The organism is Capnocytophaga sp. oral taxon 878 (assembly GCF_002999135.1).
Classification (GTDB): Bacteria; Bacteroidota; Bacteroidia; order Flavobacteriales; family Flavobacteriaceae; genus Capnocytophaga.
The window spans coordinates 581,199-597,927 of sequence record NZ_CP027229.1 but is presented as its reverse complement, the minus strand read 5'-3'; the positions used below and the strand labels follow the sequence as shown (position 1 = coordinate 597,927).

Annotated in this window: 11 protein-coding genes; 7 read left to right on the top strand and 4 right to left on the bottom strand. The window is 36.9% G+C overall.

The window, feature by feature from the left end:
* Positions 1-5 precede the first annotated feature (5 nt).
* The 3 genes from C4H12_RS02640 (at position 6) to C4H12_RS02630 (ending at position 4,416) form a co-directional block, all read left to right on the top strand.
* Complete coding sequence (locus C4H12_RS02640) at positions 6-1,652, top strand: DKNYY domain-containing protein (RefSeq protein WP_106097545.1); 1,647 nt, start codon at positions 6-8, stop codon at positions 1,650-1,652.
* Positions 1,653-2,187: 535 nt separating this feature from the next.
* Positions 2,188-3,585 carry a dihydrolipoyl dehydrogenase gene (gene lpdA / locus C4H12_RS02635; protein ID WP_106097544.1) on the top strand — a complete coding sequence of 466 codons (1,398 nt, stop codon included), beginning with the start codon at positions 2,188-2,190 and terminating at the stop codon, positions 3,583-3,585.
* A gap of 84 nt (positions 3,586-3,669) precedes the next feature.
* Positions 3,670-4,416, top strand: coding sequence for a hypothetical protein (locus C4H12_RS02630; protein WP_106097543.1), 747 nt, complete (start codon positions 3,670-3,672; stop codon positions 4,414-4,416).
* Here C4H12_RS02630 and C4H12_RS02625 read toward each other — a convergent pair.
* From C4H12_RS02625 to asnA, 4 genes are all read right to left on the bottom strand, one after another.
* A complete protein-coding gene (locus tag C4H12_RS02625; RefSeq protein ID WP_106097542.1) occupies positions 4,358-6,283 on the bottom strand; it encodes an ATP-dependent DNA helicase RecQ in 1,926 nt (641 codons plus the stop codon). The genes C4H12_RS02630 and C4H12_RS02625 overlap by 59 nt on opposite strands.
* Positions 6,276-7,037 carry an endonuclease I family protein gene (locus tag C4H12_RS02620; protein WP_106097541.1) on the bottom strand — a complete coding sequence of 254 codons (762 nt, stop codon included), beginning with the start codon at positions 7,035-7,037 and terminating at the stop codon, positions 6,276-6,278. The genes C4H12_RS02625 and C4H12_RS02620 overlap by 8 nt, the downstream gene beginning before the upstream one ends.
* 32 nt (positions 7,038-7,069) lie before the next feature.
* Positions 7,070-8,317 carry an ABC transporter permease gene (locus C4H12_RS02615; protein WP_106097540.1) on the bottom strand — a complete coding sequence of 416 codons (1,248 nt, stop codon included), beginning with the start codon at positions 8,315-8,317 and terminating at the stop codon, positions 7,070-7,072.
* A gap of 100 nt (positions 8,318-8,417) precedes the next feature.
* Complete coding sequence (asnA, locus tag C4H12_RS02610; protein ID WP_106097539.1) at positions 8,418-9,422, bottom strand: aspartate--ammonia ligase; 1,005 nt, start codon at positions 9,420-9,422, stop codon at positions 8,418-8,420.
* Between the two features lie 448 nt (positions 9,423-9,870).
* On the opposite strand from asnA, the gene htpG reads away from it, so the two are divergent.
* The 4 genes from htpG to pta all read left to right on the top strand — a co-directional run bounded on the left by htpG (position 9,871) and on the right by pta (position 16,718).
* Positions 9,871-11,760, top strand: coding sequence for a molecular chaperone HtpG (gene htpG, locus C4H12_RS02605; protein WP_106097538.1), 1,890 nt, complete (start codon positions 9,871-9,873; stop codon positions 11,758-11,760).
* A gap of 176 nt (positions 11,761-11,936) precedes the next feature.
* Entirely contained in the window at positions 11,937-12,509 is a 573-nt protein-coding gene (locus C4H12_RS02600) for an alkylphosphonate utilization protein (protein WP_106097537.1), read from the top strand.
* Positions 12,510-12,673: 164 nt separating this feature from the next.
* A complete protein-coding gene (locus C4H12_RS02595) occupies positions 12,674-14,221 on the top strand; it encodes an exo-alpha-sialidase (protein WP_106097536.1) in 1,548 nt (515 codons plus the stop codon).
* A 421-nt stretch (positions 14,222-14,642) separates the two neighbouring features.
* On the top strand, positions 14,643-16,718 hold the full coding sequence (gene pta, locus C4H12_RS02590) for a phosphate acetyltransferase (RefSeq protein WP_106097535.1): 2,076 nt from the start codon (positions 14,643-14,645) through the stop codon (positions 16,716-16,718).
* Positions 16,719-16,729 lie beyond the last annotated feature (11 nt).

Genomic DNA, 16,729 nt, shown 5'->3' with positions numbered 1-16,729 from the left:
TTCTTATGAAAAAGATCTTATTTTACCTATTCCTTTGCTGCTTTCAGCTTATTCCTGCTCAAAATAAACCACTAATCACCAATGCTACCAAAGTAGATAATCTAACTATAAAAAGAGGCTTTTATAGTGATTGCAAATATATCGAAGGATTTATATTTAACCAAGATTACATCATATACCAAACCTGTGATAGCCTTTTTATACTACACCCCGATATGCTTACTTTTAGAGTAGAAAGCTATGATTATGGTATGGCTATTGATAAGAACGGTATCTACTCACAAGGGGTATTTTTCCCTATTGATACTACTAATTTTAAGATTGTAGGTTTTAATATTATAGATAAAAAAACTACTCCTATTTGGCGTACCAACCAAAAGGCTTTTATAGGTAATAAAGAACTCGCCATCCCTAATCCCGAAACTTTTGAATGCATTCATTATCCATACTTTAAAAATAAAAACAATTTATACTATATCACAAACGGAAAGGTAGAAACCATAACCAATATCGACCTTCCTTCTATACGTACTGATTTAGTTACCGAAAACTATATTTCCGACAAAAATGGCACCTTTTACCAAGCTCAACCTCTTATGTATAAAGGTGAAAGGGTACAACAACTTACCAAAAACATACTAAAAACCTCCCAACACGTATTATACTATGATAAAGAAATTATTGAATTACCCAACTACTTCCATATCCCTACCCTCAAAGCACTAAATGAGTCTTATCTTACCGACCAAAACCACGCTTATTATGATGATTATTACGACTATGAAAAGGAAATCAAAGTTTCCAAAGTACCCATACCTACCAGAAACCTAAGCAAAATAAAAGTCTTTAGTCATTTCATTACCGATGGCTATACTGTATATTTAGGCACCGAACCCCAACCTCAGTACAATGCCGCTACATTTGCCGAATTCCCCCAAAACTATTACTTCCAATACGACAAAAATGGAGTTTATAATTGGAATAAAAAACTTCCTTTCAAATACTCCCAAACTCCTATTTATGGTAAAAACCTGTTTGAGGTTAAGTACGATGCCATTCTTTATGGCAACCAAGTATATGATAACATAGATGAATACCTCATCAACAACCTCACTCCCAAAGAAATACAACTGCTAAAAGATGGTCAAATAAGTATAAATGATTTCAGCTATCTAAAAGGGAAACGCATCATAATTGAAAAATCCTATGCCTATAATCTATACCAATTCAACAACCAAATTTATATAGATAAAACACCACAAAAAGGGGTAGACGCCTCTACTTTTCAAAAATTATGGTATGACATCTATAAAGATAAAAACAATGTTTATTACTACAACACAACCATTGTAACTACACCCAAACTCATTCCTGTCAATGAATATGATGCTGCAACCTTAAAGGCTCTAAATCACCACTATCTATTAACCGATAAAAACTATTTGTATTTCGGCAGAATACGCCTTATCAAAAGCAATAAACTCGAAATACTCGCCATCTACCCGGGTTACCGAATGGGCTGCAGTCAAGATACAGAATCACCTACCGACTTCTACATCTTCAAAAATATTGATGGATATTGGCTTGCCGAATTAGGTGGCGGAGCTAAAATTCGCTTCTTAGGCACCCCCGATAACACGTTCAAACCCTAAAAAATACCCCTCCCCCTCATTACTTAGCCAAAGTCCCAAACTTTGGCTAAGTTTTTTTATTACCTTTTTCACAACAAAATCAGTTTTTTTCTAAAAAATCCTCAACCCCCACTTTTCTTTTACCTTCATTACAACTATAAAACAGAAACCATTAACTATCAATATATTACACTTTTAACTAACCCTATTTTTGATAAAGTTAGAGCGAAGGATAAACGAACCTATAACGAAGGATAAACGAACTATAAACGAAGGATAAGCATTACACACTCATTATCAACCTATTAAATCAAACCTCCTATTTTACGAAAATCTCAACGTTTTCTCATAAATACTGCATTTTCCGCATATTCAAAACTGAAAAAATCCGTGTAAAACACCAAAACCTTATAACCTACTGATTATTAAAATATAACAATGAAAAAACCACAAAAAAATTAATTTTCAAAAATAAAAAACAAAAATATTATATGGTTATTCAAAATATTATTCGTACTTTTGTAGCCTAATATCAAACTTGATAAATTTTAAAGAAATGAGTAAATACGACGTTATTGTATTAGGAAGCGGTCCCGGTGGTTATGTAACTGCCATTCGCGCTTCTCAATTAGGCTTCAAAACTGCGGTTATCGAAAAAGAAAACCTTGGCGGTATCTGCCTTAACTGGGGCTGTATCCCTACCAAAGCCCTACTAAAATCAGCTCAAGTATTTGAGTACCTTAAGCACGCCGAAAGCTACGGTATCAAAGTAAAAGAAGGATCTTTTGATAAAGACTTCCCTTCTGTTATCAAACGTAGCCGCGATGTAGCCTCTACTATGAGCAAAGGCGTTCAGTTCCTTATGAAAAAGAACAAAATCGACGTGATTATGGGCTATGGTACCATTAAACCTGGTAAAAAAGTAGACGTAAAAGATAAAGACGGCAAAGTAACCGAATACAGTGCCGACCATATCATCATCGCTACCGGTGCCCGCTCACGTGAATTGCCTGCCCTACCTCAAGACGGTAAGAAAATTATCGGTTACCGCCAAGCACTTACTTTGCCCGAACAACCTAAAAAAATGATTGTAGTAGGTAGTGGTGCTATAGGTATCGAATTCGCATACTTCTATAACTCTATGGGTACCGAAGTAACCATTGTAGAGTTTATGCCTAACATCGTACCTGTTGAAGATGAAGACATCTCTAAACAATTAGAAAAAAGCCTTAAAAAATCAGGCATCAACATTATGACTTCTGCCGAAGTTACTAAAGTTGATACCTCAGGCAAAGGCGTAAAAGCATTCGTCAAAACAGCTAAAGGCGAAGAAGTCCTAGAGGCCGATATCCTCCTTTCTGCCGTAGGTATCAAAACCAATATCGAAAACATAGGCTTAGAAGCAGTAGGTATCAAAACCGAACGCGATAAAATCTTAGTAAACGAATACTACCAAACCAACGTTCCTGGCTATTATGCTATTGGCGACGTAGTTCCTGGTCAAGCCCTAGCACACGTAGCTTCTGCCGAAGGTATTCTTTGCGTTGAAAAAATAAAAGGCCTACATGTAGAACCTATCAACTACGGCAATATACCTGGTTGTACCTACTGCACTCCCGAAATTGCTTCAGTAGGACTTACCGAAAAACAAGCTAAAGAAAAAGGTTACGAAATTAAAGTAGGTAAATTCCCATTCACAGCATCAGGTAAAGCCAATGCTGCCGGAACTACCGAAGGTTTCATCAAAGTAATCTTCGATGCTAAATATGGTGAATGGTTAGGCTGCCACATGATAGGAGCAGGTGTTACCGATATGATTGCCGAAGCTGTAGTAGCTCGTAAGTTAGAAACTACCGGACACGAAATTATCAAAGCCGTACACCCTCACCCTACTATGAGCGAGGGCGTTAAAGAAGCTGTAGCAGCTGCTTACGGCGAAGCTATTGATATTTAACATTTATTTCTCATACACAAACAAAAAACTCCAAGTACAACCTTTTTTACTTGGAGTTTTTTTTATAAATAATCCTATTTACTTATGTTAGACTACTTAGAACCTTATTTTGATTTAACCGAAGCCATCTTAAAACTACTCTTAAGCTACCAAACCTACTTGTACATTTTTTTAGTGTACTATTTAATTAAAAACAGAAGCGATTGGCAAAAGATGAGTTATCAACTCTTTGCTGTAACGACTTTTTTTTCAGTAATAGCACTATGCTTCAAATTATATCCTTTTTATAAAAATACTATAGGTCTTTTATATCTTTGGGTATATGTAGGGAGTATTTACCTCCTATACGGACTCATAGCCTATTTCTTAGAAAACGACAAAAAACCGCGTTACAATATGAATATATGGGTATTGCTACTTGTTACACTCCTTTCCTTAGGAGCTTATATACCCATTTGGGTAATGAAGAAATACAAGCAATACAATATTGAGGCAAAACACTTTTGGATAGTACTTGTTTATCTATATATTTTTCAATTACATCACAGTCTCTTATTAGGAAGTTATTGGGAAATATATCATATAAAAAACATACACTTTATAAAACTCTTCGCTGTATTATTTATAATAATTTGGACGATAGTAATACTATTTTTCTTGCAAAATCAAATAGAAAAGAAAAGCAAGGTAATAGAATTCAAACAATGGTATTTTACCCTATTGTTTGGCATTCTTTATATACAATATAAAATTAATGACGAAGTAAAATTCTTTAAGAAGAAGGAGCAAGCTCGTGAGCAGTTGGAACAAACAGCTCATTACACACCGTAAAAGCTATTTTATTCATCGTAAGCCATTCTTCTAGCAGGGCATTAATAGCCTCTTTTGGGTATGGCAATACCGATACTACCTCAGCCGGAGTTATAGGTTTTTGTTGTAATAACTGCCATAACTGTTGTCGCAATAATTTAGTATCTATTTTAGGCTGAGGTATCTTAGCCAAACAGGTAGAACACATTCCACATTTATGTACAGTACGCTCACCAAAGTACTGCAATAACTGTACACTCCGGCAGGTAGTAGTATTCTCCAAATAGGCATATACCTGCTCTTGCAATGTCTTTTTTGTATGATTGTATTGTTTCACATTCTTAGCAATGGTATTAATAGTACGATCATCATCACGGGGTACATTAAAGGTAAGTTGCACATCGGTTGAAACAGTAGTAAGCACCCCAATACCATCATTGTGAATTTCGTGCAAATAGCGCATTAATTGCGGATAAGTAAGGTCGGTGCGTTCAGTAATCTTTTCTATTTCTAGTGCCACTGGCTGACTAAATATATACGGATAAGTATGCCCAAGATAAAAAAGAAGAGAGCTTAGATGCTTATGCGTTTGGTTGTATGTTATCTGCTGTTTAGCCTCAGCCGATAGGTGCAGTGTCACTTTTTGATAAAACTGCTGACTTAAAGAAATTACTGAAAATCTATCAAGAGTTTGCAAAGCACTATAAGCTTTAAGAGTAGGCAGATTGTAACGCTTACAGAAGTCGGGAAAGAAAAAACGATGCGCTTCCTCACTAAGGTCACCAATAGCAATTTGAAAATACTGATTGAGCTTGGTATAAACAAGTTTCAAGAAAGTTAAATCAATCAGTGAGTCATTAAGAAGTTTTTTAGCAGTATTAATGTCTGCTTCATCATAAACAAGTATAGCCTCAGCAAAGGTACCATCACGCCCTGCACGTCCAGCCTCCTGAAAATAATCTTCTAAAGTAAGAGGGATATTCCAATGCAATACCATACGTACATCAGGTTTATCAATACCCATACCAAAAGCATTGGTAGCTACCATAATACGCACTTCATTATTAAGCCAACTTTTAAGGCGAAGGTTCTTTTCATCTGAAGTAAGTCCACCGTGAAAGAAAGTAGAGCTAAAGCCCTTAGCATTCAGCACCCCCGATAGGTAACTTGTAGCATTCCTACTGCGAAGATAAATAATAACACTCCCACTACTTTTGTGTAGCAAGTTCAACAAATAAGGAAGCTTTTCTTTTATTTGATATACTTTATAAGCAATATTAGGGCGTTGGAGTGAAGTACTGATAACCTTAGCCCCTTCAATACCCAATAGTTCTAATAAGTGCTGTTGTACTTTAGGAGTTGCCGAAGCAGTAAGAGCCAACATTGGCACTTTAGGAAATTCCTCTTTAAGCCATTTGCACTGTAAGTATGCCGGGCGAAAGTCATTACCCCAATGTGATACACAGTGAGCCTCATCAATTACGATTAGGTTAATAGGCATCGCTTTGAGGTAGGTGCGTACTAACTCATTCTGCAAACGTTCGGGTGATAGATAGAGGAACTTGTATTGCCCATATAGGGCGTTATTAAGCAACCTATCCAACTCGGGGTAAGGAAGAGCCCCTGTTAAGGATAAAGCCTTTATATTCTTTCTTTTTAAAGCTTCAACTTGGTCGGTTATAAGAGCTATTAAGGGTGATACTACAATACAGATACCTTCTTTGATCATAGCTGGTACCTGAAAAGTAATTGATTTACCCCCACCGGTAGGCATTAGGGCTAAAGTATCATTTCCTTCTAAAACGTGCTTAATAACAGTTTCTTGAGGTTCACGAAAACTATTATAGCCCCAATACTTTTTGAGTATATGTAGGGCAGCCTCATTCATATATACGGCGTGCTAATTGAGGGAAGTCGATAAAGGGGTTACGGTTACCTTGTGCTCCCTCAATTACATTATTGCGTTGGTGCTCTAAAGGTGATACAGGATCTTCATCATTCCATTTAAGGAGTAAGGCTATACCACCTGTGCTTATAGAGGTATCTAACTTTTCATTATAACGAAGATTAAGATAGAATATCATACGGGCTATATCACCTTTCCACTCATCACCAGGGTACCAACCTTTACCAATAATTTTGCAGTTGCCCTTACCCTGAGTAAAAGGGAGATTACCATGCCTTGAGTTCACGCTTTTATCACAGGCACGCAAGTGATGCAAATCACCTTTGGCATTATTTTGATACTTTGATTGTGGGTAAATATGCTCGGTATTAAAGGTAGTAGGGCTGTAGTTTTTATTACCTTCATACTCTTCCCAATAACGTTCTTCACCTGTATACATAAGCACTACATTATTGGGGTTTTGCAAGCTAGCATCGGCTTTGTAAAGATATTTATGACGATCATAATAGGTAAGGAATTTTGTATGCTTGCTAATGGTAAGCACAGCTAAATCGTCATATAATGTTTTGCCTGTTTTATCAAAATCAATTGTTTTATAATATTGGGCAAGGTTTTCGGGTACAGTTATTTTGCTATACTGAGGATTTTCTTTTTGATTACTAGGTATATGAGTATTGGGTGTTTGTGCGCACGATAGCAGTACGCTTAAACATAAGAAAATATAGAAACGTTTCATTTGTTATTCTATTTTATTATTAAAAATTATAATTATTGACCAGTTCTGATAGCTTCGACAGGGTTAAGGCGTGCTGCCGATGAGGCAGGAATAATACCTGAAAGCAAGCCTACTACTGATGAGATTCCTAAACCTATAAGTATATTGGGCAGTGAGAGAACAAAGTTAAACTCGGTAGTAATGCTTGATATAACCATAGTGAGCAACCATACAAAAAGCAGACCAAACAGACCTCCTATAAGGGCTAAGAGTACCGCCTCAAAAAGGAACTGAAATAGTATAAATTGGTTTTTAGCCCCTAAAGACTTTTGCACACCTATAAGGCTAGTACGTTCTTTTACGCTTACAAACATAATATTGGCAATACCAAATCCTCCTACTAAAATTGAGAAGCAGCCTATTACCCAGCCAACCATATTCATCATTCCGATGGTATTATCAATCATTTCGGTAAGAGAGCTAATTTTGTTGAAGAAGAAGTTATCAATTTCATCGGGTTTTAGGCCGCGATAAGCACGGAACTTTTGGCGTAATACCCCTTCAAACTCTGCCATATCAACTCCTTTTTTTGGTTTTATAACAATAGCGCTAGGGATACCTTGTGCGCCTGTATTCATAAAAGTACGAATAAAATTGGCAGGGACATAGACTTGTTCATCAGGGCCATCACCGAACATTGAGCCGTATTTTTTTAGTACCCCTATTACTGTTATTTTTTTACCAAAGAGCCGTATTTCTTTATCAATAGGATCTTCTTCGCGAAATATTTGTTGTGCTATTTCATAACCTAATACTGTTACTCCTGCCCCAGCATTGGCTTCGGTATCGTTATAAAAGCGACCTTTTTCAATCTTAATATCGCTAATTTGTTCGACTCCTGCAGAGGCAGCACTCACTGCTACTGAAATGGTTTTGCCATTATATTTAAGCTGAGATGAGAGTCCGTAATACTGATAAGCTGCTACCTCGATATTAGGCACTTCCCGCTTTACAAACTCATATTCTTGATTGGTAACTTGTGGAAAGCTTAGGCGTTGCCATTGGGGTACTGATGTAGGTGCAAAAGAAAACTTAGAGATGTTAATCATATTTTTATCCAAACCTGCAAGGCTTTCTTGAATGCTGCGGTTAAGCGAATCGACAGCTGCTAATACTGAAATAATAGAAAATATACCCACCGTTACGCCTAATAACGACAGGAAAGTACGGAGCTTGTTATCACGCAATGACTTGATAGCAAAATTAAAGCTTTCTTTTAAGAGTTGTAAATAAATAAGCATAGGTTAGTTTTCTGTTTTGCTATTTTATTGGTGCAAAGATACAAAAGAATTATCAAATGGCAATGAATAATTGAATTTAAAAGTACAACAATTTGGTGGTTTACAAGAGATGAATTCCGTTTTCTTCGCAAAGTTGTAACATATCATCTGTCCAGATAGAGGCTTGTACTTCGCCTATGTGTGCTTTCTGCATCAGTAGCATACAGATACGCGACTGACCAATACCACCGCCTATGGTAAGAGGGAGTTCGCCTTTGAGGAGCATTTGGTGGTACTCCAAGGTTTTGCGATGCTCGGCATTGGCGAGTTGCAATTGGTGTGCTAATGATTTTTCATTTACACGTATGCCCATGGAAGAGAGCTCTAAGGCATTGTTCAGCACTGGATTCCATAAGATAAGGTCGCCGTTGAGTTCCCAATCGTCATAATCGGGAGCGCGGTTATCGTGTTTTTTGCCTGAACGCAATGTTTTACCTATCTGAGTGATGAAGATAGCTCCTTTTTCTTTGGCAAATACTTCTTCGCGTTTTTGAGGTGATAATGTAGGGTATCGATCTTCTAACTCCTGTGAGCTGATGAAGGTTATTGTTTTTGGCAAGAAAGCCTTACACTTAGGATAATGAGTTACAAGGGCATTTTCGGTTTCGAGAAAGGCGTTATAGAGCTGATTAACTGTTTGTTGTAGGTATTGCAAAGATCGATCGGAAGGGGTGATAACTTTTTCCCAATCCCATTGATCGACATATATAGAGTGTGTATTATCTAAGGTTTCGTCACGACGGATAGCGTTCATATCGGTATAGATACCTTCGTGCTGAGCGATGCCATAGCGTTTTAGGGCTAAGCGTTTCCATTTGGCAAGGGAGTGAATAATCTCAATGGTTTGTCCTTGGGCGTCTTTCATTTCAAAACTTACAGGGCGCTCGACACCGTTGAGGTCGTCATTAAGTCCTGTAGCCCGTTTTACAAATAAAGGGGCTGAAATACGGGTGAGTTGTAGGGCACGAGCTAAAGCAGTTTCAAAGGTATCTTTGATGAGCTTAATGGCGCGCTCGGTATCCATAATACCATAGGGTGATGCATAGTTTTTGGGGATGATAATCATAAATAGTGAGTTTGCTAATTTAGTAATTTGCCAATCATAACATTTGCTTTTAATTTAGGCAGCAAGCTGCTGCTTAATCTGACAAGTGATGTGGTTGTATAGTTATGAAAGATAGAGATGTGAAGTGCAAATTTTGTACCATTTTAAGGGGTTGTTTTGGATTAATTTAAGTATTGGCTTGGGAAGATTTAAGGAATGTAATATACTTAGCTACGCCAGCTTGGTAACTATCCTTCGTTTATAGTTCGTTTATCCTTCGTTATTCGTTCGTTCAATCTAGGGGATAGTTTTAATAAAGATAGATTGAGTTTGGGGAGTAGGTAGATTTTGAGTGGATATTTGAGTTAAGATGGGTAGAAGGTGCTTAGAAGCTGACAATTTGTCAGTTAAAAGTAGTTTGGTATTCTTTTAGCTATAATTGAAGCGTTAAAATAAACAATAGACATTTATGAAAGGAAATATAAACGTTTCGGTGGAAAACATTTTTCCGCTTATTAAAAAGTTTTTATATAGCGATCACGAGATATTTTTGCGTGAGCTTATATCAAACGCTACTGATGCTACCCTTAAACTTAAACACCTTACCAGCATAGGTGAAGCGAAGGTGGAGTACGGCAATCCTATAATTGAGGTGAAGGTGGATAAAGAAAATAAAACCCTTCATATTATTGACCAAGGGATTGGTATGACGGCTGAAGAAGTGGAAAAGTATATCAACCAGATTGCTTTTTCGGGAGCGGAGGAATTTTTGGAGAAATATAAGGATACTGCCAAAGATGCTGGTGTGATAGGGCATTTTGGATTGGGATTCTATTCGGCTTTTATGGTAGCCAAAGAGGTAGAGATTATTACCAAATCATACACTGATGCTCCTGCTGTACGATGGGTGTGTGATGGTAGTCCTGAGTTCAGCTTAGATGAAACAGACCTACGCAAGGAGCGCGGTACTGAAATTATATTGCACATAGCTGATGACTCGGTTGAGTTTCTGGAAGACTACCGCATAGAAGAGCTATTGCGCAAATACAATCGTTTTATGCCAATACCTATTAAATTCGGCACTAAACAAGAACCGCTACCGCGCCCAGAGAATGCTCCTGAAGACTATAAAACAGAGTATGTAACGGTTGATAACATAGTAAATAATCCGACCCCTGCGTGGACAAAGCAGCCTACTGATTTGAAAGATGAGGATTATAAAGCTTTCTATCATGAACTTTATCCTATGCAGTTTGATGAACCGCTGTTCCATATTCATTTGAATGTAGATTATCCGTTCCATCTTACTGGTATACTGTATTTTCCTAAGCTTAGCAACGATATGCAGTTACAGAAAGACCGCATACAGTTGTATCAGAACCAAGTGTTTGTTACAGATAATGTAGAAGGTATAGTGCCAGAGTTCTTGACAATGCTTAAAGGTGTGATAGACTCACCTGATATCCCGCTAAACGTATCACGCTCATATCTTCAAGCTGATGGTAATGTAAAGAAGATTGCCAATTATATTACTCGTAAGGTTTCGGATAAGTTAAAATCACTATTCACTAGCAATCGTGAGGACTTCCAGAATAAGTGGAATGACATTAAGATAGTGCTTGAATACGGTATGCTTACTGATGACAAATTCTATGAAAAAGCAGGCGACTTTATGCTTTATCCCACTACAGATGACAAATATTACACTTTGGCGGAGCTAAAAGAAGCTATTAAAGACCAACAAACAGATAAAGAAGGTAAATTGGTTGTGTTATATGCTCAGAATAAAGAGCAACAGTACACTGCTATTGAGCAAGCTAAAGAAAAAGGATATGAAGTGCTTTTATTAGACAGCCCTATTGTATCACACTTGATACAAAAGTTAGAAGGTGATAATGAAAAACTCACTTTTACGCGTGTAGATGCTGCCCCAATAGCGAAACTCATACAGAAAGAAGAGCCTATTATTGCTAAACTATCGGAAGAAGAGAAAAACACCTTAAAAACTGAAATAGAAAAGGTAATCCCTAAGGAAGGTTATATGGTGCAGTTGGAAGATTTGGATAGTGATGACACGCCTTTTGTTATCAATCAGCCGGAGTTTATGCGCAGAATGAAAGAAATGAGTGCTACTGGTGGCGGTGGTATGTTTGGAGCCTTCCCTGAGGTATATCACGTAGTGGTAAATAGCAACTCGGCCTTGGCAGGGGCTATTATACACGCGAGTGATGAAAGTACTAAAGAATCCATTATAAAACAAGCCTTTGACTTGGCACGCTTATCACAAGGATTATTAAAGGGTAAAGAACTTTCAGAATTTGTAAAAAGAAACTGGGAATTGGGCAAATTGGGCAATTAACAAATCAAGAGATTTGGAGAAAGCCTTATAGATGATAATTTGCCAATAGAATACATTTTGTACTTTGCCAAAAGCTGTAGAAGAATATGCTTTTACAACTTTTGGCAAAGTTTTTTGTGTAGTTTAATAGAAAGTTATATATTTGCACACTGATAAATTAATAAATTGAGTTAATAATGATAGAAATCTTAAAATCCCGTAGTGGTAATTGTTGCGAGCTTTGTGGAAACACTGAGAAGCTAAGTGTATATACTGTACCTCCTGCTAGAAATGAAAGTACTGATGATAGTATTTTGGTATGTAATACTTGCCTTAGCCAAATACAAAACCCTGAAACTATGGATAGCAACCATTGGCGTTGCTTAAACGATAGTATGTGGAGCGAGCACCGCCCTGTAAAGGTTATGGCATGGCGACTGCTGAATAGGCTAAAGAATGAAGGATGGTCATTAGACCTTTTGAATATGATGTATCTGGATGAAGAAGAGTTAGCTTTTGCGCAAGCTAGTGATGACCACTTGGAAGAAAGTGAAAAAGTAATTCATAAAGATAGTAATGGAGCTGTACTTGCTAATGGTGATAATGTAGTACTAATAAAAGACCTAAAAGTAAAAGGTACTAGTATGACTGCTAAACAAGGTACTGTAGTGCGCAAAATAACTCTTGACCCTGAGAATGCTGAGTATATAGAAGGTAAAGTAGAAGGGCAACAAATTGTTATCCTTACCCAATATGTGAAGAAAGCATAACCTTACAGAATAAAAGAGACGCACCCATTTATTAATTAATGAGAAAATTAATAAATGGGTGCGTTTTTATTTTGTCATTTAAAAAAAACATTCTATCTTTGCAAAAATTATCAAACTATTACTATAACAAATAGATGAATTAACAAATTAGCAAAATTAATTATATGAAACAAGTATTTACTATTTTCAGTTTGTTTTTCCTTAGCGTGCTATATGGCCAGAAAGGAAATACCTTTTCACAACAACAGATGCCTTTAGTAACTGATAAAGAGAATTTAGTAACCTCATTATCATTACCTGTAAAACAAGGAACTTCCCTTAATGAAATTGCATTAAATTTCAAAGCTAAAAAGCTTGATCTTAGTGAGGTATTGGTATATGTAGGTAATAGTTCAAAAAGAGAAAATTCTGTTCTTTTTGGTAAGACTTCGGTATTAGGAAAGAAAACTAAAGTACAAGGAAACTTCAAAGCTACTAATGACTCTGTTTTTGCTTGGGTGTATGTGCGTACTACTAAAAACCCTGATTTGTTAAACAAAGTTATTTTATCGGGTATTCAGTTTAATACTAATAATGGTAAGGTAAGGTACTGCAATAAGAGTAAGGAAGGACAGCGTTTTGGTATTACCTTACGCCACCGCAATCAAGATGGTATTAACTGTTACCGTATACCAGGCTTGGCTACTACTAACAAAGGTACCCTAATTGCAATATACGATAACCGTTATAATAACTGCAAAGACTTGCAAGAAGACATTAATGTAGGTATGAGTAGAAGTACTGATGGTGGACAAACTTGGGAACCTATGAAAGAAGTTATTGATATGGGTGAATGGGGAGGACTTCCTAACCGATTAAATGGAGTAGGAGATGCTGCTGTATTAGTAGATGAAAAAACTAATACTATTTGGGTTATGGGCTTATGGCAACATGGCCTTTCGCCTGATAAAATGAGTTGGTGGGGTTCTAAAACTGGTATGACCCCAGAAGAAACAGGACAAATAGTAATAGTAAAAAGTGAAGATGATGGTGTTACTTGGAGTAAACCGATTAATATTACTTCACAAATGAAGGATCCTTCTTGGTATTTGTTCTTTGATGGTCCTGGTCGTGGTATTACTATGAGTGATGGTACTCTTGTTTTTGCGGGACAATTTAAAGATAAAGACCAAGTACCTCATTCTACTATTATTTACAGTAAAGATAGTGGTAAAACTTGGCATGTGGGTACGGGAGCAAAATCACATACTACTGAGGCGCAAGTGGTAGAGCTTGCGGATGGCTCGCTAATGCTAAATATGCGTGATGACCGCAATCATTTTAACTCAAAGGTAGCTGATAACTTAAATGGGCGTTCGGTAGCTATTACTAAAGATATGGGTAAGACTTGGGTAGAACACTCTACTTCACGCAGTGCGCTGATAGAGCCAAACTGTATGGCAAGCATCATATCATACAAAGATAAAAAAGGTAAACAATACCTTTTCTTCTCGAACCCTGCTGATAAACGCCAACGTGTAAATCTATCTATTAAAGTAAGTGATGATGAGGGAAATACTTGGGATAAACTCCCTGAGGTATTGCTTCATAAAGAAGCGAATATGGGTTATTCTTGCTTAACTATTATTGATGGTAAATATATTGGTATTTTATATGAAGGTAATGGTGACTTGTATTTCCAAAAAGTGCCTATTAAAGAATTTATCAAATAAAGCACACAAACTTATATAATTAACTTGTTTTTCAAGAAAAGAAGCCTGAGTGGTAGCACTCAGGCTTCTTTTTTTATATAGGTACTATATTGATATTCTGGGAGTAAAGATATAGGTTTTTGGGGAGTGTAGTTTGCACATACTGAGTTGCGGGAGTGAGATGACTATCCTTCGTTTATAGTTCGTTTATCCTTCGTTATTCGTTCGTTCATCCTATATTTATCTTATGGGGTGGTTTCAAGATTATTTTAACAGAGATATTTTATGGTTGAGGTATGTGTGGATTCGGGGGATATTGTGCTAAGTATTAACACAAATTATAAGACTATTAAAAATAAAAATAGTATTTTTGTATTGCTATATTAAATTATATTATTACCTTTGCGACCTATATACGAAACCACTAAAAAGTAAATAAAAAATGAATAAATCAGTTTATATCATCGCTACTAATGCCCACAGTGGTAAGTCGGTGGTAAGTTTGGGTGTATTGCAAATGATTATGCGCAATACTACCAAAGTAGGTTATTTTAAGCCTATCATTGAAAGTAAATCAAAAAAAGACCAGCTTATTGAGACTGTTTTGCAATATTTTAAGCTGGATATGAGCTATGACGAGGCTTTTGCTTTTTCGCGCAAGGAAATTATTGCTCTTAAGAATGAGGGTAATATAGGTGAGGTGTATGACACTATCATCAAGAAGTACAAGGCTTTGGAGAGCAAGTTTGATTTTGTATTGGTGGATACTTCGAGCTTGGTGGAAGATAGCGTTTTTGATAGTAATTTTAATGCTTCGATAGCTCAGAGTTTGAATATTCCTGTGCTGATGGTATTGAAGGATAATTTTGCTTCGGAAGAGGAGCTTATTAACCAAGTGCAAGTGGATTTGAACAATCTTTTGGAGCAAGATGTGCGTGTACTTAGTGTATTTGTGAACAAGGCTGTGAATGCTACTAAAAGCACTCAAGATAAATTGGAGCAAATTTTTAAAGGAGTTACCTTTACTATGATTCCGCGCAGGGAAGAGCTTTCACGCCCTACAATTCGTGAGATTGCTAATGCGCTGAATGCTGAGTTTTTGTACAAGGGTGATAACATTGATGTTACTACTAAGCAGACTGTAGTGGGTGCTATGCAACTTTCTAACTACTTAAGTAATCTTAATGAGGATAGTCTTGCTGTGCTTCCTACAGACCGTACTGACTTAATAGCGGGTACTTTGGTGGCTAACTACTCTAACTATTCAAATGTAAAAGGGATGGTGTTATATGGTGGTTTTGAGCCTGATAAATCAATATTGAAGATATTGGAGGGCATCCAGAAGAATATTCCTATAATGCTATCAAAGAGTAATACTTTTGAGACTGCTAATCTTATAGGCAATATAAAATCGGGCATTTATCCTGAAAATACTGAGAAAGTGAATATGCTTTTGCAGTTATTTGATGAGAATGTAGATGAGCAAAAGTTGAATAATAGTATTTCGTCATTCAAATCGGAAACTATTACGCCACGTATGTTCCAATATAATATGGTACAGAAAGCACGTAAAGGGCAAAAACATATTGTACTGCCTGAAGGTACTGATGACCGTATTCTTACAGCTGCTTCACAACTAGCTGAAGATGAATTGGTATATATTACTATTTTGGGAGAACCTGAAGCTATTAAAACGCGTGCTAAGAACATTTTGAGCTTGAAATGGAATGAGGAGCGCATTAGCATAGTAAATCCTGCTGATAGTCCTAAATATGAGGCTTATGCTGAAAAGCTGTATGAATTGCGCAAGAGCAAAGGATTGGAGCTTTCTCAAGCTAAAGACTTAATGCTTGATGCCTCTTACTTCGGTACTATGATGGTATTCTTGGGTGATGCTGATGGTATGGTATCTGGAGCTGTGAATACGACAGCACATACTATACGCCCATCATTACAATTTGTAAAGACTAAACCAGGTGTGAATACTGTATCATCGGTATTCTTTATGTTATTACACGACCGTGTATTAGTGTATGGTGACTGTGCTGTAGTACCTAACCCAACAGCAGAACAATTAGCAGATATTGCTATCAGTTCGGCTGACTCGGCTATTGCTTTTGGTATAGAGCCTAAGGTAGCCTTACTTTCATACTCATCAGGAAACTCGGGTAGTGGGGCTGATGTAGATAAAGTACGTGAGGCTACTGCGCTTGTAAAAGAACGCCGCCCTGAACTATTGGTAGAAGGACCTATACAGTATGATGCTGCTGTTGATCCTAAAGTAGGTAAACAAAAGATGCCAAACTCATTGGTGGCAGGACAAGCTAATGTGCTTATTTTCCCTGACCTAAATACTGGTAATAACACTTATAAAGCTGTACAGCGTGAAACAGGAGCTTTGGCTATAGGACCTATGTTACAAGGTTTGAAAAAACCTGTGAACGACCTGAGCCGTGGGGCTACTATTCCTGATATTTATAACACTGTACTTATAACAGCGATACAATCAGAGTTTTAATTAGATGTTAG